At 69.4% G+C, this 18,720-nt stretch carries 15 protein-coding genes; 6 read left to right on the forward strand and 9 right to left on the reverse strand.

Translation table 11 applies throughout. The features are described from left to right. Positions 1-31: 31 nt before the first annotated feature. The 6 genes from ACZ60M_RS22090 to ACZ60M_RS22115 all read right to left on the reverse strand — a co-directional run bounded on the left by ACZ60M_RS22090 (position 32) and on the right by ACZ60M_RS22115 (position 4,264). Complete coding sequence (locus ACZ60M_RS22090; RefSeq protein WP_465420859.1) at positions 32-442, reverse strand: hypothetical protein; 411 nt, start codon at positions 440-442, stop codon at positions 32-34. 66 nt (positions 443-508) lie between these two features. Beyond that, positions 509-2,056, reverse strand: coding sequence for a polyamine aminopropyltransferase (locus tag ACZ60M_RS22095; RefSeq protein WP_465420888.1), 1,548 nt, complete (start codon positions 2,054-2,056; stop codon positions 509-511). A gap of 26 nt (positions 2,057-2,082) precedes the next feature. Then, complete coding sequence (locus ACZ60M_RS22100; protein ID WP_465420860.1) at positions 2,083-2,529, reverse strand: DUF350 domain-containing protein; 447 nt, start codon at positions 2,527-2,529, stop codon at positions 2,083-2,085. Positions 2,530-2,565: 36 nt separating this feature from the next. Further along, positions 2,566-3,030: a DUF4247 domain-containing protein gene (locus ACZ60M_RS22105; protein WP_465420862.1), complete on the reverse strand. Its 465-nt coding sequence runs from the start codon at positions 3,028-3,030 to the stop codon at positions 2,566-2,568. A 57-nt stretch (positions 3,031-3,087) separates the two neighbouring features. Then, complete coding sequence (locus ACZ60M_RS22110; RefSeq protein WP_465420864.1) at positions 3,088-3,600, reverse strand: DUF2617 family protein; 513 nt, start codon at positions 3,598-3,600, stop codon at positions 3,088-3,090. Between the two features lie 52 nt (positions 3,601-3,652). After that, on the reverse strand, positions 3,653-4,264 hold the full coding sequence (locus ACZ60M_RS22115; RefSeq protein WP_465420866.1) for a DUF4178 domain-containing protein: 612 nt from the start codon (positions 4,262-4,264) through the stop codon (positions 3,653-3,655). A gap of 185 nt (positions 4,265-4,449) precedes the next feature. Between ACZ60M_RS22115 and ACZ60M_RS22120 the strand changes: the two genes are divergently transcribed. Both ACZ60M_RS22120 and ACZ60M_RS22125 read left to right on the forward strand, forming a co-directional pair. Then, a complete protein-coding gene (locus tag ACZ60M_RS22120) occupies positions 4,450-9,312 on the forward strand; it encodes an NAD-glutamate dehydrogenase (RefSeq protein WP_465420868.1) in 4,863 nt (1,620 codons plus the stop codon). Positions 9,313-9,589: 277 nt separating this feature from the next. Next, positions 9,590-10,762 (forward strand): ROK family protein, encoded by a 1,173-nt coding sequence (locus ACZ60M_RS22125; protein ID WP_465420870.1) that lies wholly within the window; start codon positions 9,590-9,592, stop codon positions 10,760-10,762. A 243-nt stretch (positions 10,763-11,005) separates the two neighbouring features. Here the strand turns inward: ACZ60M_RS22125 and ACZ60M_RS22130 are convergent, their stop codons facing one another. Further along, a complete protein-coding gene (locus ACZ60M_RS22130) occupies positions 11,006-12,022 on the reverse strand; it encodes an ABC transporter permease subunit (protein WP_465420872.1) in 1,017 nt (338 codons plus the stop codon). Continuing rightward, positions 12,019-13,083 (reverse strand): ABC transporter ATP-binding protein, encoded by a 1,065-nt coding sequence (locus ACZ60M_RS22135; protein WP_465420874.1) that lies wholly within the window; start codon positions 13,081-13,083, stop codon positions 12,019-12,021. Before ACZ60M_RS22135 ends, ACZ60M_RS22130 begins: the two co-directional genes overlap by 4 nt. 229 nt (positions 13,084-13,312) lie before the next feature. On the opposite strand from ACZ60M_RS22135, the gene ACZ60M_RS22140 reads away from it, so the two are divergent. Beyond that, positions 13,313-14,104: an ABC transporter ATP-binding protein gene (locus ACZ60M_RS22140; RefSeq protein WP_465420876.1), complete on the forward strand. Its 792-nt coding sequence runs from the start codon at positions 13,313-13,315 to the stop codon at positions 14,102-14,104. Positions 14,105-14,486: 382 nt separating this feature from the next. Next, complete coding sequence (locus tag ACZ60M_RS22145) at positions 14,487-15,869, forward strand: alpha/beta hydrolase (RefSeq protein WP_465420878.1); 1,383 nt, start codon at positions 14,487-14,489, stop codon at positions 15,867-15,869. A gap of 58 nt (positions 15,870-15,927) precedes the next feature. On the opposite strand, the gene lipB is transcribed toward ACZ60M_RS22145, so the two are convergent. Further along, positions 15,928-16,599, reverse strand: coding sequence for a lipoyl(octanoyl) transferase LipB (gene lipB, locus ACZ60M_RS22150; RefSeq protein WP_465420880.1), 672 nt, complete (start codon positions 16,597-16,599; stop codon positions 15,928-15,930). Between the two features lie 248 nt (positions 16,600-16,847). Between lipB and ACZ60M_RS22155 the strand changes: the two genes are divergently transcribed. Beyond that, complete coding sequence (locus tag ACZ60M_RS22155; RefSeq protein WP_465420881.1) at positions 16,848-17,603, forward strand: amino acid ABC transporter ATP-binding protein; 756 nt, start codon at positions 16,848-16,850, stop codon at positions 17,601-17,603. A 49-nt stretch (positions 17,604-17,652) separates the two neighbouring features. Further along, the gene (locus ACZ60M_RS22160; RefSeq protein ID WP_465420883.1) at positions 17,653-18,606 is read left to right on the forward strand and encodes a glutamate ABC transporter substrate-binding protein; all 954 of its coding nucleotides are present in this window, start codon (positions 17,653-17,655) and stop codon (positions 18,604-18,606) included. The last annotated feature ends 114 nt before the right edge of the window (positions 18,607-18,720 follow it).

Below are 18,720 nucleotides of genomic sequence, written 5' to 3' on the forward strand. Positions count from 1 at the left end.
TCGCGCCCGGGCCGACTCGTGTATCCGGGGGTCAGGCCTGGGGGAGTACCGAGATGAGGCGGGCGAGGTCGTCGCGGTTCATGCCGGTCATGCTGACTTTGCGGGGGCCGCCGTTCTGGCGGGCGCGCATGACCTTCGACTTGGCCGGGTCGAAGTAGATCCGCTCGCCCTTGGGCGCGCCGTAGGAGCGCATGCGGTACCCGAAGGGGTGGAACAGTTCGAGGGCCCCGGTCGCGGTGTCGTAGGAGGCGTACGGGCGGGTGAACGAGAGGATGCCCATGATCAGCAGCAGCGGGCCGAGGATGAGCCAGACGCTGAAGCGGCCGACGAGGAGCGGCAGGGTGCCGAGCACCAGCAGGAGGCCGCCGACGACGATGTTCAAGACGGAGAGTCCGGTGCTGTACTTGACCGTGACGATGTAAGGGTTGGGCTGTGCGCTCACTGGAGTTCCTCATGGTGAATGCGGGGGCAAGGGAGCGCCAGGATATCGCACGGATGCGAGACCGGCTCAGTAGTTGTTCCACTCGGATTCGACGCGGTCGAGGATGACCGGGTGCATGAGCGTGGAGGGCTCCATGTCCATGCGGTCGCGGTCGGGCGGGAACACCTGGGCGGCTTCGATGAGTTCCGGTGTGAGGGACTGGAACGGGCCGACCGCGGTGTCGAGGCCGAGGGCCGGGGCGTCGCCGCCCGCCTGGACGAGCTGGTAGCCCCAGTCGCCGAAGCTGGGCACCGACACCCAGTACGGCGTGGGCGCGTACCCGGCCGCTTCGAGGGTGGAGCCGATGGTCCAGAACGTCTTGGGCGCGAAGTACGGCGAGCCGGACTGGACGACCATCCGGCCGGTCTCATTGAGGTGGTCGGTGGCGAGCCCGTAGAACTCGACGGAGTAGAGCTTCGCGGTCTCGGTCGCGTCGGGGTCGGGCATGTCGACGATGATGGTGTCCCACGCGCCGGTCTGCTCGCGCAGCCACGTGAACGCGTCCGCGTTGACGACGTTGACGCGGGGGTCGTTCATCGCGCCGTGGTTGAGGTCCACGAGGTCGTCGAAGTTCTGGGCGAGGTCGGTGACGGCGCCGTCGAGGTCGACCAAGGTCACGGTCTCGACATCGGGGTAGCGCAGGATCTCGCGAACCGCGAGGCCGTCGCCGCCGCCGAGGACCAGGACGTTCGCGTGCGGGCCGTTCATGGCCGGGTGCACGAGCGCCTCGTGGTACCGGTATTCGTCCACAGAGGAGAACTGCAGGTCGCCGTTCAGGTAGAGCCGCAGGTCCTGTTCGCCGAACGGCGACGCGGCCTCGGTCATGACGATCTGCTGGTACTGGCTGTCCTCGCTGTACACGATCGGTGCCGCGTACAGCGCCTGACGCGCGTTCGCCTCGAACCGGTCGGTGTACACGAACGCCGCGACGAGCAGCACCGCCGTCAACCCGGCGACGAGCGTGAGGAGCTGCTTGGCGGCCTTCGCGAGGTCGTCCTTGAACAGGATCCACACCAGCAGCACCCCGGCCACGGCGTTCACCGCGCCGACGATCAGGGCGCCCTGGATCTGCCCGAAGAACGGCAGCAGCACGAACGGGAACGCGAGCCCCCCGATGAGCCCGCCCAGGTAGTCCGCCGCGTTCAGATCGGCGACAGCCGCACCGGCGGCCTGCTCCCGGATGCGTTGCAGCAGTTCCATGAGCAGCGGGATCTCCGCGCCGATCAGCAGGCCGATCGCGGCCGCGACGACCACGAGCGGCAGGCTGTACAGGTCCGTCCACGAGAACGCCGCGTACAGCAGCATCACGCTGAACCCGCCCAGGAGCGCCAAAGCGAGCTCCACGGCCGCGAACGCCAGCGCGGGCCAGCGCCGCAGCGGCTTCGCCGCGAGCGCCCCCAGGCCCATCGCGAACACCATGACCGCCAGGACGATCGACGCCTGCTTCGCGGTGTTCCCGACCAGGTAGGCGCCCAAGGTGATGAGCGCCAGTTCGTACACGAGCCCGCACGCCGACACCGCGAATGCGGTCGCGAGCAGGCCGAAGCGCGCCAGGCGGACCCGGCGCGCCGACATCACGTTCTGAGGGGCGGCGGTAGCCGTCAAGACAGCGCCATCGCGATGACCCCGCCCAGGGCGAGGTGCATCGCCGAGCTGACCCACACGGCCGGGTGCGGTTCGGCGTCGACGACGAGCGCGCCGAGCTTGCCGGGCGTGATCGCGTCGAGGATCAGGAACGCGACGGCCATGGCGCCGATCCCGATGACGCCGAACACGAACGTCGACACGACGCCCTGCACGAGGTTCCCCTCCGACGCCCAGATCGCGCCGACGACGATCAGGCCGACACCGATGAGGTTGGAGGAGAGCAGGAGCGCGGCGTTGCGGTTGCGCTGCGCCCAGATGAGCTCCCCGAGCTTTCCGGGCGTGAGCCAGTCGACGACGAAGAATCCGAGGATCATCAGGGCGATGCCGATGACGCTGTAGGCGATCGCGCCGACGACGTCGCCCCCGAACCCTCCGAGCACCTGGTTTCCAAGAGCGAACATGATGGGCTGCCTTTCCTTGTCTGGGTTGGGTTCGGGTTATTTGCCGGAGCCTGGTCCGCCGCCGCGGAACGGCGACGGCGGGGACGAGGACCAACCCCACAGGATGAACACCGAGGAGTAGTGGTTGTAGCCGCTGCGGTAGTCGTGCAGCAGGATCTTCGAGCCGCCGTTGTAGGGCGAGATGGCCACGATGTGCTTGGAGTACTGCAGGTAGTACGTGCCGCCGGAGGACCGCTCCTGGCGGGCCTCGGCGTCGTCGTCGATCGCGTCGGCGACCACGGAAGGCGACTGCGGCGACGTGTACGCCTTGCCGCCGCCCTCGTCGAGGTTCGCTGCGCGCGTGTAGTGGTCGCGGATGGTGTCCGTCGGGTTCGAGAAGTTCGTGTTCATCAGGAACACGCCACCGCAGCACAGGACGAGCACGACGATGATCGCCGTCCAGTGCTTCCAGTTCAGGCCGCGCGTCGCGGGCGGCGGTGGGGGCTGCTGCGGGTTGCTCATCGGTGGTCCTCGGATCGTCTCGACGGGGAGTCGGTTCAGCTTAAGGGCGCGGTGCCGCTAAACGGGTACCACGGTGCTGTGGGTGGTCACCACCTCGCCGTACTGCGGGTAGGTGTGGACGGTCCGCCACGACAGCGGCGCCGTCCCGGTGACCTCCAGTGCGGTGAGCGCGTCCAGGTCCTCCCCGAACACGCCCACGAGCAGGTCGGGCTCGCCTGTGCCGTTGCTGTCTCCGCCAGTGCGCATGACGGCCCGGTCCCTGAGGGACCGGACCCGCTGGCGCAGTTCGGGAACGGTGAGTTTCTCGACGGTGCACGCGTACCGGTGCCGCCAGCCGCCGACGCGCTGGCTGAACGCTTCGGGGAGGTCGGGGGCGAGGTCGTCGCGGTAGGCGAGGGTCTCGCTGATGAGGCCGTCGGGGGTGGCGACGACGGCCTGGTGGCTGGCGCCGAGGAGGCGCAGGGAGAGGCGCAGCGGCCCGGCGTCGCGTTCGAGGAGGTCGAGGACCGGCATGGACGGGGCGTCGGGCCGGAAGGTGAGCGAGGCGGCCGAGACGTCGACGAACGGCACCTCGATATGCGCTATCAGTTCGGGCTCCCTGGTCGGGGTGGGTGGCGGGGGATCAGACGTCGTCGCTCTGGTGGTAGATCGTGACCTGGTTGCGGTCCAGGGTAAGCCCCTTCGCCACTTCCCATTTGGCGTCGTCGCCGTAGGCCTCGAAGGAGAGCTTCTGGCCGTCGGGGCCGGCGTAGTCGTGGTAGCGGAGGGTACCGGTGGGGGCGAGGCCGGTGGTGGCTTCGCTCACGTACTTCGCCTTGCCCTTCTCGTCGGACCTGAACGAGACGCCTTCGTGACTGAGTTCACGCGGTCCGGGCTGGAGGTCGGTATCGGTGACCTCTTCCCACAGGACCATCTCGATGTCGGGGTCGGCTTCGACCGACAGCCAGCGCTTGACGCCGGTGCCGGTGTCGAGGAAGTGCTCGGCCCACTGGTAGTCGCCTTCGGAGAGGCGCAGGGTGCCGCGGACGGCGAGGGTCTTGCCGTAGAGCTCGACGAGGTCGGCGGCCTTGATGCGGCGGGGGTCGCCGCGGAGGACGTCGGTGTCGGCGTCGGCGAACGGGTCGGCCGGGGCGGGCTTGGCGGCCGCTTCGTTCTTGCGGTTGTTCCTGCGCCACAGCCACCAGCCGACGAGCACGGCGGCGGCGATGAGCAGGAGGATGATGACGGCGTCCATGGCGTTGGCCTTCACAGGTGGGTGCGGGATGGTTCCTTGACGTCACTCTACCGCCAAGTTGGCAATACCGGTGTAACCGCAGTGTCGTCTTGGAGCCCTACGATCCCGGTGGCTGGAACCACGATCTAGCCTGTAGACGGCCCACGACGAGGTGGGCCGAGTCGATTCGGACTGGAGATCGAGACGTGTTGGCGTTCATCGGCGACGAAGAGTTCCGCGAGACCCTCCCCGACCGGGAGGAACTGCTGGCCGAAGCGGCCAGGTTGGCCGGATCGGACGAATCGCTGGCGAGGCTGGTCGAGCTTTACTGGAGCCTCGTGTCCGACGACGATCTCGTCGGCCGCTCCGCCCACCAGCTCCTGGAGACCACCGCCCACCACCGCCGCATGGCCGAGCTGCGGGAGCCGGGCCAGGTCGCGCTGGAACTGGACTGCCCCGAAGACGCCGACGGGCCCGACGCGGCCTCGTCGACGCGGGTGGACATCGTGTGCGACGACTCCCCGTTCCTGGTGGACTCGCTGACGGGCCTGTTCAACAAGCACGGCGTCGACATCTCGGTGTTCGTGCACCCGATCGTCCCGGTCCGCCGCGACGCCGAAGGGGTGCTGCAGGAGGCCCCGGCCTCGGGCGGGCGCGCCGAGTCGTGGATGCACATCGAGACGCAGCGCGTCGCCGACGCGGCGTTCCTCGCCGAGCTCGAGGCCGACCTGCTCGAAGTGCTGTCCGATGTGGATGTCTGTGTCGCGGACTGGCAGGCGATGCGGGCCAAGGCCCTGCAGATTGCCGAGGACCTTGACCGGGCCGCCACCGGCGCCGAAGGCACCACCCCGCTGCCGGTGCCGCCCAAAGACATCGACGACACCGTGGAGCTCCTGCGGTGGCTCGCGGACGACAAGTTCACGTTCCTCGGCTTCCGGCAGTACCGGCTCACCGGTTCGGGCGAGGACGAGGCGCTGACGCCCGTGGCCGAGACCGGCCTGGGCCTGCTGCGCAAGGCCTCGACCGCGCCCCGCCCCCTCTCATCGTTCAATGTGGACGCCCGGTCGCAGATCAGCGCGAAGCGGCTCCTGGTCATCACGAAGTCGAACGCCCGCTCCACGGTGCACCGCACGTCCTTCATGGACTACGTCGGCGTGAAGACCTTCAACGCCGCCGGGGAACCCGACGGGGAACTGCGGTTCCTCGGCCTGTTCACCTCCGCCGCGTACCTCTCCAGCGTCACCGAACTGCCCGTCGTGCGACGCAAAGTGCAGGACGTGCTCGCCCGCTCGGGCGTGACCCTCTCCTCCCACTCCGGGAAGGACCTCGTCACCGCCCTGGAGACCTACCCGCGGGACGAGCTGTTCCAGGCCCGCACCGACGACCTGTACACGACCGCGATGGGCGTCCTGCGCCTCGCCGGGCGCCGCCGCCTGCGCCTGTTCGCGCGCCGCGACGTCTACGGCCGCTTCTACTCCTGCCTCGTCTACCTCCCGCGCGACCGGTACAACACCGAGAACCGCACGAAGATCGAGGAGATCCTGCGCCGCCGCCTGCGCGGCGTCGACATCAACTACGACGCCCGCGTCACCGAATCGGTGCTCGCGCGCCTGCACTTCGTCGTGCGCATCGACCCGTTCGCCGAGCACCCCCCGGTCGACGTCGAGTCGATCCAGGCCGAGCTCGCCGACGCGACCCGCTCCTGGGTGGCCGACCTCTCCTTGCAACTCGACCACCATGTGGGAGAAGGGCAGGCGCGCACGCTCTACCAGGACTACGCCCAAGCATTCCCGCCCGCGTATCGGGCTGAGCACTCGCCGATCGATGCGCTGAAAGACATCGGGAAACTGGAGATGCTGCACGAGCCGGGCGACATGGAGCTCCAGCTCTTCCGCCGCACTGGTGAGACCAACGTCCACTTCAAGATCTACTCCTTCGGAAGGCCCGTGGGGCTCTCCGAGGCCATGCCGGTCTTGCGGCACCTCGGCGTGCGGGTCTCGGAAGAACACCCGTACCACATCACACGTGCTGACGGCACGATCCACCTGCACGACTTTGGACTCGAACTGCCCGGCCAAGCCGCCGAATCGGTTCCGTCGCTGCAGATCCCGTTCGAGAACGCCTTCCAATCCGTCTGGGCAGGCGAGGCCGAATCGGACCGGTTCAACGAGCTGATCATCGCCGCCGGGCTCACCTGGCGGCAGGTCGTGGTACTCCGCGCGCTCGCGAAGTACCTGCGCCAGTGCGGATTCGTGTTCTCCCAGGCCTTCATCTCGTCCACATTGGGCGACTACCCGGAGATTGCCGCGAACCTGGTGCGGCTCTTCGAAGCCCGCTTCGACCCGCGCGTCGGCGCCGACCGCGACGCCGCCGTCGCCCGCATCGACGCGTCGCTCGCCGAAGGCCTCGCGGCCGTCCCGAACCTCGACGCCGACCGCATCCTGCGCGCGTTCCTCACACTCATCCGCTCGACCCTGCGCACCTCCTACTTCCAGCGGGCGACCTCGGGCCGCCCCAAGGAGTACGTCGCCTTCAAGTTCGACGCCCGCGCCATCGACTTCCTCCCCAAGCCCCGCCCCATGTTCGAGGTGTTCGTGTACTCCCCGAACTTCGAGGGCGTCCACATGCGGTACGGGCGGGTCGCACGCGGCGGCCTGCGCTGGTCGGACCGCAAGGAGGACTTCAGGACCGAGATCCTCGGGCTCGTGAAGGCCCAGGAGGTCAAGAACACCGTCATCACGCCCGTCGGCGCCAAGGGCGGGTTCGTGCTCAAACGCACCGAGTTCAAGGACCGCGCCGAGTTCCAGGCCGAAGGCGTGACCCGGTACCGGGAGTTCATCTCGGCCCTGCTGGACATCACCGACAACCGCGACGCCGACAACACCGTGGTACCGCCGCCGAACGTGGTCCGCCACGACGGCGACGACCCGTACCTCGTCGTCGCCGCCGACAAGGGCACGGCTACCTTCTCCGACATCGCGAACGGCGTCGCCGCCGAGTACGGGTTCTGGCTCGGCGACGCGTTCGCCTCCGGCGGCTCGGTCGGCTACGACCACAAGAAGATGGGCATCACCGCAAGGGGCGCATGGGAGTCCGTGAAACGGCACTTCCGTGCCGAAGGCCTGGACACGCAGGCGCAGGACTTCACCGCGGTCGGCATCGGCGACATGGGCGGCGACGTCTTCGGCAACGGCATGCTGCTCTCCGAGCACATCCGGCTCGTGGCCGCGTTCAACCACATGCACATCTTCATCGACCCGAACCCGGTCGCCGCCGCATCCTTTGCAGAGCGGCGACGCCTGTTCGACCTGCCCCGCTCCACCTGGGCCGACTACGACCCGACCCTGATCTCCGTGGGCGGCGGCGTGTGGGAACGCTCGGCCAAGTCGATCCCCGTCTCCGAGGAGGTGCGGGTCGCACTCGGCATCGACGCCGACGTCAAGGACCTCACCCCGCCCGAGCTCATTCGCGCGATCCTCACCGCCCCAGTCGACCTGCTCTGGAACGGCGGTATCGGCACCTACGTGAAGGCCTCGACGCAGACCGACGCGGACGCGGGCGACAAGGCGAACGACGCGGTGCGCGTCAACGGCGAGCAGCTGCGCTGCCGCGTCGTCGGCGAAGGCGGGAACCTCGGGTTCACGCAGCTCGGCCGCATCGAGTACGCCATGAACGGCGGCCCCGAAGGCGCTGGCGGGCACATGAACACCGACTTCATCGACAACTCGGCGGGTGTGGACACTTCGGACCATGAAGTGAACATCAAGATCCTGCTGCGCTCGGCCGCGCTCACCGGCCGCGTCGACCCGGGTAACCGCGACCGTTTGTTCCTGGACATGGCCGACGACGTCGCGCAGGCCGTGCTCGCCGACAACTACGGGCAGAACATGGCCCTGGCCAACGCGAAGCGCCTCGGCACGCGGCTCCTGCCCGTCCACATCAGACTGATGAAGCACCTGGAGAAGACCGTCGGCCTCGACCGCGAGATCGAGGGCCTGCCCAGCGACAAGCAGCTGAAGGAGCGGGTCGCCACGGGCACGGCGCTGACCGAGCCCGAACTCTCCGTGCTGCTCTCGTACGTGAAGATCTGGGCCAAGCGGGCCGTGCTCGACTCCGGACTGTCCGATGAGGACTGGACGACGCCGGTGCTGCGCGAGTACTTCCCTGCGCCCCTTCGCGAACCGTACGCCGACCTCATGGCCGACCACCCGCTGCGCCGCGAGATCGTCGCCACCGCGGTCGTCGGCGAGGCCGTCAACCGGGCCGGAACGACGTTCCTGTTCCGGATCGCCGACGAGACCGGCGCCGACGTCGCTGACGTCATCCGCGCGTATGTGATCATCCGCGACGCGTTCGGGCTGCCGGGGCTGTGGCGGCGGATCGAGGCGCTGGACAACCAGGTGCCGCAGGCGGCGCAGATCGCGGGCATGCTCGTGATCCGCAGGCTCCTCGACCGTGGCGTGCGGTGGCTCGTGCAGCACCGGCGCGGGACGCTCGACGTGGCCGCGGAGTCGGAGCGGCTGCGGCCGGGGCTCGCAGTGCTGCAGCCGCGGCTGCCGGAACTGCTGCACGACTCCGAGGCGGTCGGGTTCGAGGAGTTCGCCGACGAGCTGGAGGAGCAGGGCATGCCCGCCGAGATCGCGCGCGACGCGTCCGCGCCGATCTTCGGGTTCGGGCTGGTCGACGTCGTCGAGTGCGCGCGGGTGAACGAGACCGACCTCGGGGAGACCGCGGAGGTGTACTACGGGATCGCGGCGCGCGTGCACCTCGACGCGATCCTCAACGAGATCTCGGCGCTGCCGCGCACGAACCGGTGGCAGACGCTGGCGCGGTCGGCGCTGCGGTACGACCTGTACGGCGCGATGGCGGGCCTGACCGCGAGCGTGATGCTGGCGAAGCCGGGCACGGACCCGGCCGAGGCGGTCGAGTCGTGGGCCGAGCGGAACGCCGCCGAGATCGAGCGGATCCACGAGGCGACGGCCGAGGCCGCGCGGTCGGACGAGAAGCTCGCGGTGCTGTCGGTGTCCCTGCGCCAGATCAGGAGCCTCGTCGAGACCGACGGGGAGTAAGCGGGGGAGACCGGGGGTTTCGCGGGCAGGGGCAGAGCCCCTGAGCGCCGTGTCTCGGGCCCCCGGTTTACACCCTGGCATAGGGGTACGACATTCTCGGCCGACCGGCTGCGGTCAGGCGGGCCCGGCGGCGGCCGCGAAAAATGCGGCCGCTCGGCGGGGCCCGGACCGTCCGCTGGGCGTTTACCGATCACGCGTTCGGCTTTCGCGCGCTAGCTGAAGGCGTGACGTGTGGGCCCCCGTGGATAATGTGGGCTCGGAGGAGAAGGAAGTACGAATGCCGAAGAGCCACACCCCCGGGGTGCCGAAACTGCTGCGCGTCCTCAACGACCAGGCCGCGCTCAAGCTCCTGCTGGAGGACGGCCCCCAGACCCGCGCCCAGCTCGCTGAGCGGACCTCGATGTCCAAGGTCACCGCCTCGCAGATGATGGAGCGCCTGCAGACGCGCGGCCTCGTCGAGGTCGTCGGCTCCAAGTCCGGCGGGCGCGGCCCCAACGCGTCCCTGTACGCGGCCGTACCGACCTTCACGTACGTCGTCGGCGTCGAAGTGGGCCCCGTGACCACCAAGGCGTCCTGCGCCGACTTCACCGGCCGCATCGTCGGCCGCGCCGAGATCGACGTCGAGCACTCCACCGACCCGGTCGCCGTGGTCCGCCGCGTCGTCACCGACTCCGTCGCCGACGCGGGCGTCGAGATGTCGAAGGTGCAGCGGATCGTCCTCGGCACCCCCGGCGTCATCGACCCCGCCAGCGGCGACATCGGCTTCTCCTGGAACCTCCCGGCCTGGCACCGCGGCCTGCGCACCGCCCTGAACGAGGAGTTCACCCCAGCGGTCGAGATCGAGAACGACGTCAACCTCGCCTGCCTCGCCGAGCAGCGCTCCGGCGGCGCGGGCGGCGCCACCGACTTCGTGTACGCCTGGTTCGGCGGCGGCCTCGGCCTCGGCGTCATCCTCAACGGGCGCCTCTACCGGGGCGCCAGCGGCGCGGCGGGCGAGATCGGCTTCCTCCCGGTGCCCGGCGGCGACCTGCCCACCGGCGGCGTCGTCACCCGCCTGTCCAAAGGCTCCTACCAGCGCGTCATCGGCGGCGACGCCGTCCTCGACATCGGCGCCAAGCACGGCTTCGAAGCGGTCGAGCCCGAAGCGGTGCTCACTGCCGCGATCGCCGCGGGCCCGGAAGGCACCGCCTGCCTGGACGAGATCGCCCGCGGTATCGCCCTCGGCATCGTCGCGGTCTGCGTCCTCCTCGACCCCACCGTGGTCGTCCTCGGCGGACCCGTCGGTTACGCGGGCGGGCTCGAACTCGCCGGACGCGTCGCCGCCCAGACCGCCCAACTCGCCCCGGTCAACCCGAGCGTCGTCGCCGGCTCGGTCGTCGACGAACCGGTCATGCGCGGCGCGATCCTCCACGGCCTCGACGCCGTCCGCGAAAGCCTCTTCGACCAGTAGCCGAAGCGCCAAATACGCGAAACGAAACGCCGCCCGCGGGATGCCGCGGGCGGCGTTTCGTCTTATCGCTCTTCAATTCGCAGTGATATGTCACGCGGCACGCATCACACACCACCGTTCGACAACGGCGGAGCGACCGCGCTTCTAGGCCCAGTGGTACATCACGCATCACGCATTACCGCGACTGCGAGGCCGCAGTGGTACATCACGCGTCACATGGCACGCACTACTGCCCAGCGGCGGCTATGCCACGTCGCGGCGGTGGAACGCCCAGGTCGCCAGCGCAGCGAACCCGAACACGATGCCGCCCAGCAGCAACCCGGCCTCGCTTGAGGTGATGACCATGATGTCCGGCTGGGACGCCATGTAGTCCGACCAGTCCTGCAGCTCGATCCTCCCGTCGATCCACGCCGCCACCCACGTGTACAGCGACAGGCGCTCCGGGAACGCGAGCCGCATCGCCGAACTGGCGATCTGCACCAGCATCTCGCCGATGATCAGGTAACCGGCGATGATCCCGCCCGAGATCGCGGTGTGCCGCCCCAGCATCGCCAGCGACGCCCCGAGCACCGCCATGCCGACCGACAGGATCCCGGCCCGCGCGAACTTCTCCAAGTTCTCGTTCCACCACGCCGCGTTCAGGTCGCCGACCTCGCCGCGCGCGGCCGCCGTCACGTACAGCAGCCCGAACGCGAGCAGCATCAGCACGAGCACCGCCGCCGCGCACACCGCGCTGGCCGCGCCGAGCTTCGCGCCCCACACCTTCATCCGGTTCGGGTGCCACAGCAGCAGGTTCGCCATGCTGCCGCTCGACCACTCCGCGCCGATCGCCGACGAGGCGAGCATCATCATGATCAGACCCGCCACGATCGCCACGCCGATGAGCAGCAGCGGGCTCTCCTCGGCGAAGTCGAACGTGTAGACCCAGATGAGCTGTTCGGCGGTCACAGCGCCGGTCACGTCCGCGCACAGCTCCTCGTGCGACATGTCCTCGTAGTACGAGTCGTCGTCAAGCCACGCGTAGTCGGGCCCCTCGAGGTACGACTCGTCCTCGATGCACGACTGGAACTCGAAGTTCTCCTCGTTCATCATGTCGGCCTCGGACTGCGCGGCGGCCAGCTCGGCCTCCGTCGGGCCCTTGCTCGACGTCGCCCAGAACACCCCGGCCAGCACCAGCACGCCCGCCACCGCGAGGATGCCGAAGACCAGCGACAGGCGGCGGCGGGCGATCCGCCGCAGTTCGGCTTTGAACAGGTTCACTGCTCGGCCCCTTCCGGCTCGACCTCGATAGTCACGTCGCCCGCGGCGACCGGCACGGCAGGCGCCTGCGGCACCGCCACCGACTCCCCGATCTGGACGGTCTGGCCCGGCACCGGCGCGGTCCCGGTCAGCTCCAGGAACACCGACTCCAGGTTCTTCGTCTCAGTCCGCAGCTCGGACAGGTAGATACCCGCGTCGGCGAGCGTCTTCGTCACCCACGCGGGCTCCGGCGCTCCCTGGACCACGAGCCGGTCCCGGTCGACCGCGGCCGACACCGTCCGCCCCGCATCGAGCGCGCCCGAAGCGGCCGCGAGGGCCTCGGCCGCCTCCGGCAGCGAGGCCGCGTCCGGGAACCGGACGGTCAGGCTCGCATCGCCGTGCCTGGCGATGATCTCGGCGACGCTGCCGTCCACGATGCGCCGTCCCCTGGAGACGATCGTCATGGAGTCGCACAGCTGCTGCACCTCGGAGAGCAGGTGCGAGCTGACCACGACGGTCACGCCCTGCGAATGCGCCAGCCACTGCAGCAGCTCGCGCATGTGGTGGATGCCGGCCGGGTCGAGGCCGTTCGCCGGCTCGTCCAGGATAAGCAGCTGCGGCTGCTTCAGCAGCGCCTGCGCGACCGCGAGGCGCTGGCGCATGCCCAGCGAGTAGCCCTTGACGGAGGCCTTCGCCGCGTCGCGCAGCCCGACCTGCTCCAGGACCTCCTCGACGCGGGCCTTGGAGACGCCCGCGCTCTCGGCGAGCAGCTGGAGCGTCAGGCGCCCGGAGAAGTGCTTGAAGAACTGCGGGGACTCGACGACGGCGCCGATGCGGCCGACCACCTCGGGCAGGCGCTGGGGCACCTCCTCGCCGAAGATGCGCATGGTCCCGCCGTCGACGCGGATGAGACCGAGCAGGGCCCGCAGGGTCGTGGTCTTCCCGGACCCGTTGGGGCCCAGGAAGCCGTGGACCTGGCCGGCGGCGACCTCGAGGTCGAGGCCGTCCAATGCGTTGTGCGGCTGACGGAAGGTCCTCTTGTAGGTCTTCCTCAGCCCCGATATTTCGATGATGGGGGGCATCTGCTCATTCCAGTTAGGACTTGCGTGGTCAGGGTGTCCGGCCGCGCGGGGCCGGGGCGGCCGCCGTCGGGGAACGGCGTCCCTAGTGCAGACGCCGTCGGACGCGGCGCCGTTGCACGCCCCGGCGACTCGCTCCGGGACGCGGTCGGGCCGTTCGCCCGTGTGTCGTAACACCGCCGCCGAGGCCCGCCCGCGACCGGCCGCCGGGACCACGTGGTTTCATTGACCCGTGGCTCAGTCTGAACGCGTCCTCGACCTGTCCGGCGTCACCGTCCGACGCGGCGGCAACCAGCTCCTCGACGGCGTCGACTGGCAAGTCGACGCCTCACAGCGGTGGGTCGTCCTCGGCCCCAACGGCGCCGGGAAGACGACGCTGCTCAACCTAGCGGCCGCCCGCAACCACCCGACCTCCGGCGTCGTCGAGATCCTCGGCGAGCGGCTCGGCCGCGTCGACGTGTTCGAACTGCGCCCGCGCATCGGCCTCACCACCACGCAGGTCGCCGACGCGATCCCCAATGACGAGAAGGCCTTCGACGTCGTCCGCACCGCCGCCTGGGGCATGATGGGCCACTGGCGCGAGGAGTACGACCCGCAGGACGACGAGCGCGCCGCCTCGCTCATGCGCTGGCTCGGCGTCGCCCAGCTCAACGACCGCCTGTTCGGCACGCTCTCCGAGGGCGAGCGCAAGCGCGTCCTCATCGCCCGGGCGCTCATGACCGACCCGGAGCTGCTGCTCCTCGACGAGCCCGCCGCAGGCCTGGACCTGGGCGCGCGCGAAGCGCTCGTGGCGACCCTCGCCGGACTCGCCCGCGACGAGGCCGCCCCCGCGCTCGTGCTCGTCACCCACCACGTCGAGGAGATCCCGCCCGGGTTCACCCACGCGCTGGTCCTCTCCGGCGGCGGCGTGATCGCCGCAGGCCCGATCGCCGACGCGCTCACCTCGGAGACCCTCTCCAAGGCCTTCGGCCTCCCGCTCACCCTCACCGCCAACGGCAACCGCTACACCGCCACCGCCGCCTGACCCACACGGCGTGAACCACGCCACCCCAGCAGCAAACCGGCCCGAAAATGTCGTACCCCCGAGCAAGGGTTTAGCCCGATCTCATTTACGGCTCGCAAGCTTCGCCGAGGCCGGGCCCGAAACACGGCCCTCAGCGGCTCGGCTCCTGCCCTGAAAACGCGTCTGAAAGCGAGCGTGTTTCGCGCAAGCGGCTCGGACCTTGCCCGAAAATGACTGTGACTCGCGTCTGCCGGAATGTCGTACCCGCATGTCAGGGTATTTACCGGGGGCCCGAAATACGGCGCTCGAGGCCTCTGCCCCTGCCCTCGTTTTCCCCTCCCCGAGGCTGCCCTCACACGCGCAGCGCTCGTCGGCCCCGCGCAACCTCGGTTAGGCTGACCCGGTGAGATTTCGGTGGTGGCGTGCGACGGTCGTGACGGCCGTCGCCGTTTTCGCGCTCGTCTACCTCGCCGGACTGACCCGCCTCGGCGAAGCCGAAGCCGACCAGCTCCACGCGGTCCCCGTCCTCGCCGCCGACCCCACCGGTGAACTCGCGGCCCTCCGCGCCGACGCCCCCGTCACCGGCACCGACCCGGCCGCCGCCCTCGAAACCGCGCTCGCCGACCCCGCGCTCGCCGCCGCCCTCGTCGCCGCCGAACCCACCGCCGACTCCGGCGAACTCGGCGCTGCCCTCGCCGACCTCTACAACGCCGGCGGCGACCTCGACCCCCTCGACGTCAACGCCTTCTTCACCGGCCTCGGCGAAGACGCCACCGACTGGCTCGCCGTCCTCTACCCCACCGTCGTCGCCGAGATGCCCGGCGCGCCCTTCGACGCTCGCATCACCGCCAACCAGCTCATCCTCCAGGCCACCACCGCCGCCTCCACCGCCTACGACAGCCCCCCAAGGCCATGGACCGACGAAGCCGAACGCCCCGCACGCGAAGAACTCCAAGCCCTCGTCGGCACCGACCGCCAGTTCCTCTACCTCGACCCCTACAACAACAACGGCGACGGCTCCTGGATCGAGGTCGTCGGCGACCTCGACACCGCAGCCAACGTCGCCGTCCTGGTCCCCGGCGGCTCCGCGGTCCTCTCCAGCGAGAACTTCGAGCTCTACTACAACCGCGCCAAGTCCTTCGTCGACGCCGCCGACGGCGAACTCGCCATTGTCGTCTGGGCCGCCGCCTCCTGGCCCTCCGGCTGGATCGAGGAATCCTGGGCCTCCTGGTCCCAGGTCGCCGCCGAGAGCCTCGCCTCCTTCACGTTCGACCTGCGCAACCAGATCGGCGACGACACCCCCCTCACCCTCGCCGGGCACTCCTACGGCGGCGCCGTCATCGGCTACGCCGAAACCTACGACGTCGCCGCCGACCAGGTCCTCCACATCGCCTCCGCCGGCATGGGCAACGACGTCTACAGCCCCGCCGACTACACCGAGCCCTGCCGCCCCCGCTACTCCATCACCGGCCCCGGCGACCCCATCTCCTACGTCCAGGGCATGCCGTACGTGCCGCTCCTGGGCCACGGCGCCGACCCCGACGACTTCCCGGGCAACCGCAACCTCGTCACCGGCAACCTCTCCGACGACCCCGGCGCCGTCGACGACTACGGCCTCAGCCTCGCCGACCAGGGCATCTCCGGCAAACCCGTCGAAGGCGTCCACTCGCACTCCGAGATCTTCTACCCCGAGTCCGACGCCTGGAACAACATCCTCAAGGTCCTGCTCAACCAGACCCCCGAACTCGCCGACGAGCAGCCCGAAGCCTACGAAGGCTGCTCCTAGCCCGGGCAACGCGAAACGGGCGCGGCCCACGGCCGCGCCCGTCCCGTACAACCTCTGCCTAGTCGCGCTCCAGCAGCAGACCCAGGTGCTTCTCCACCACCGGCAGCACCTCTTCGACGGTGACCTCGCGGCCCAGCTCCTGCGACAGGCTCGTCACGTCAGCGTCCGTGATCGCGCACGGCGCGATCCGCTCCCAGTAGCTCATGTCCGGGTTGCAGTTCAAAGCGAACCCGTGCATCGTCGTCGCCCACCGCACCCGCACGCCGATCGCGCAGATCTTCCGCTCCGGACCCTTGTCGTCCTCGGGCAGCCACACGCCGGTCCGGTCGTGCATCCGCCCGCGAGCCGAGGTCACCCCGAACTCGTGGCACACCGCCGCGATCGTGTCCTCCACCCGCCGCACATAGCCGACCACGTCGACCTTGTTGCGCATCTTCATGATCGGGTAGCCGACGATCTGCCCCGGCCCGTGCCACGTGATCTGGCCGCCCCGGTCCACCGTCACCACCGGCGTCCCGTCCTGCGGCAGCGCCCACGTCTCCGTCCGCCGCCCGGCGGTGTACACGCTCGGATGCTCCAGCAGCAGGACCGTATCGCCGACCTCGTCGTCGATCCGCCGCTGCTGCAGCTCCTTCTGGTAGTCCCAGGCCTCCTGGTAGTCCACCAGGCCCCGCCGCTCGACGGTGATCTTCCCGCCTGCGGCGCTCACGGTTCCCACGGTTGCGGTCATGGATCGACACTAATCCCCGCACCGCCCCCGCGGCCACCGGACGCCGTTTGCGTCACGCTTGTTCCAGTGCCGGGTCGCACCCGTTATGCGCCAGTCGTTCTTTATGATGCTGTTACTTAATTGCCGACTAGTTGCGGCTCTGGCCGCCCCGCTAACCGCGCGTGAGCTGTCACACTACTATTTCCAGGTAATCAAGACAATCCGCTCGCCCAGCGCCACTCGAGGGTTGCACGACAACAGGGACACGAATGGAAGCAACGCAGCCGAAGACACCGATGGTCAGCATCTCCGGCGTCAACAAGCACTTCGGAGACCTGCACGCGCTCAAGGACATCGACCTGACCGTGGAGGACGGCGAGGTGGTGGTCCTCATCGGACCCTCCGGCTCCGGCAAGTCCACCCTGTGCCGCACGATCAACCGGCTCGAAACCGTCGACTCCGGCGACATCACCGTCGGCGGCAAGCCGCTCCCGGCCGAAGGCCGCGCGCTGGCGCACCTGCGCGCCGACGTCGGCATGGTCTTCCAGCACTTCAACCTCTTCGCGCACCTGACCGTGCTGCAGAACATCACCCTGGGGCCGATCAAGGTGCGCCGCACGCCGAAGGCGAAGGCCGAGGCGCGCGCCCGCCAGCTCCTGGAGCGCGTGGGCCTGTCGGGGAAGGCTGACGTCTACCCGTCGCAGCTCTCGGGCGGCCAGCAGCAGCGCGTGGCGATCGCCCGCGGCCTGGCGATGGACCCGAAGCTCATGATGTTCGACGAGCCGACCTCCGCGCTCGACCCCGAGATGATCAACGAGGTCCTCGACGTCATGCAGGACCTCGCCCGCGAGGGCATGACGATGGTCGTGGTCACCCACGAGATGGGGTTCGCGCGCCGCGCGGCCAACCGGGTCGTGTTCATGGCCGAGGGCCAGATCGTCGAGACCGCCGCGCCCGACGAGTTCTTCGACAACCCGCAGACCGAGCGCGCCCAGGACTTCCTGTCCAAGGTCATGACCCACTAAAAGCAACAGCACCACCACACTGTCGCCCCCTTGAGGAAAGGAAACACCTATGCGCACGTTGAAGAACTCGCGCCGCACCGCGGTCGCGGCAGCGGTCGCCGCCGTGGCCATGTCCCTGGCAGCCTGCTCCGGTGAGGCCAGCCAGAACCAGGAGGAGCAGGAGGAGCTCCAGGAGTCCGTCGGCGACTACTCGCTGACGCAGGCCGAGAGCATTCCCGACGGCCTCATCAAGGACATCCAGGACAAGGGCAGCATCACCGTCGGCGTCAAGTTCGACCAGCCGCTCATCGGCCAGAAGAACACCGCGACCGACAAGATCGAGGGCTTCGACGCCGAGATGGCCCGCCTGCTCACGCAGTACATCTTCGGCTCCGTGGACGAGGAGGGCGACGACGCGAACCTGAAGTTCGTGGAGACCACCTCCCAGAACCGCGAGACGTACATCAACGACGGCACTGTCGACGTGGTCATCGCGTCCTACTCGATGTACCCCGAGCGGCTCGAGAAGTTCGACTTCGCCGGCCCGTACTTCGAGACCGGCCAGAACGTGATGGTCCAGGCCGCCAACACCGACATCAACTCGGTGGCCGACCTCGCGGGCAAGGACGTCTGCATCGCCGAGGGCTCGGGCTCGATCGACAACCTCGCCGCTGAGAACCCCCAAGCGAAGATCACGCCGCTCGCCGACTACGCGGCGTGCGCGCAGGCGCTCGAGAACGGCCAGACCGACGCGGTCAGCACCGACGAGACCATCCTGTACGGCTTCACCGTCGACAAGCCCGACACCTACCGCGTCCTGGACTCGTCGAACATCTTCACCGAAGAGCCCTACGGCGTCGGCATGAAGCTCGGCGAGACCGACGCGCGCCTGTTCGTCGACGACATGATCGAGGCGATCACCGCCAACGGCGACTGGCAGAAGGCGTTCGACCTGACCTTCGGCGCCGCCGGCATGCCGACGCCCGCGGCCCTGCCCGTCCCGGACCGCTACGAAGCCAAGTAACCGGTAGCCCGATACCGTTCGGCGGGGGGGGGGGGGGGGGGGGGGGGGGGGGGGGGGGGGGGGGGGGGGGGGGGGGGGGGGGGGGGGGGGGGGGGGGGGGGGGGGGGGGGGGGG

The organism is Glycomyces sp. NPDC050141, from assembly GCF_055586545.1.

Coding starts and splice junctions, on each gene's coding strand:
- ACZ60M_RS22095 (WP_465420888.1), bottom strand. CDS start 2,056: ATGTCGGCGCGCCGGGTCCGCCTGGCGCGCTTCGGCCTGCTCGCGACC.
- ACZ60M_RS22100 (WP_465420860.1), bottom strand. CDS start 2,529: ATGTTCGCTCTTGGAAACCAGGTGCTCGGAGGGTTCGGGGGCGACGTC.
- ACZ60M_RS22105 (WP_465420862.1), bottom strand. CDS start 3,030: ATGAGCAACCCGCAGCAGCCCCCACCGCCGCCCGCGACGCGCGGCCTG.
- ACZ60M_RS22115 (WP_465420866.1), bottom strand. CDS start 4,264: ATGGACGCCGTCATCATCCTCCTGCTCATCGCCGCCGCCGTGCTCGTC.
- ACZ60M_RS22125 (WP_465420870.1), top strand. CDS start 9,590: ATGCCGAAGAGCCACACCCCCGGGGTGCCGAAACTGCTGCGCGTCCTC.
- ACZ60M_RS22135 (WP_465420874.1), bottom strand. CDS start 13,083: ATGCCCCCCATCATCGAAATATCGGGGCTGAGGAAGACCTACAAGAGG.
- lipB (WP_465420880.1), bottom strand. CDS start 16,599: ATGACCGCAACCGTGGGAACCGTGAGCGCCGCAGGCGGGAAGATCACC.
- ACZ60M_RS22155 (WP_465420881.1), top strand. CDS start 16,848: ATGGAAGCAACGCAGCCGAAGACACCGATGGTCAGCATCTCCGGCGTC.
- ACZ60M_RS22160 (WP_465420883.1), top strand. CDS start 17,653: ATGCGCACGTTGAAGAACTCGCGCCGCACCGCGGTCGCGGCAGCGGTC.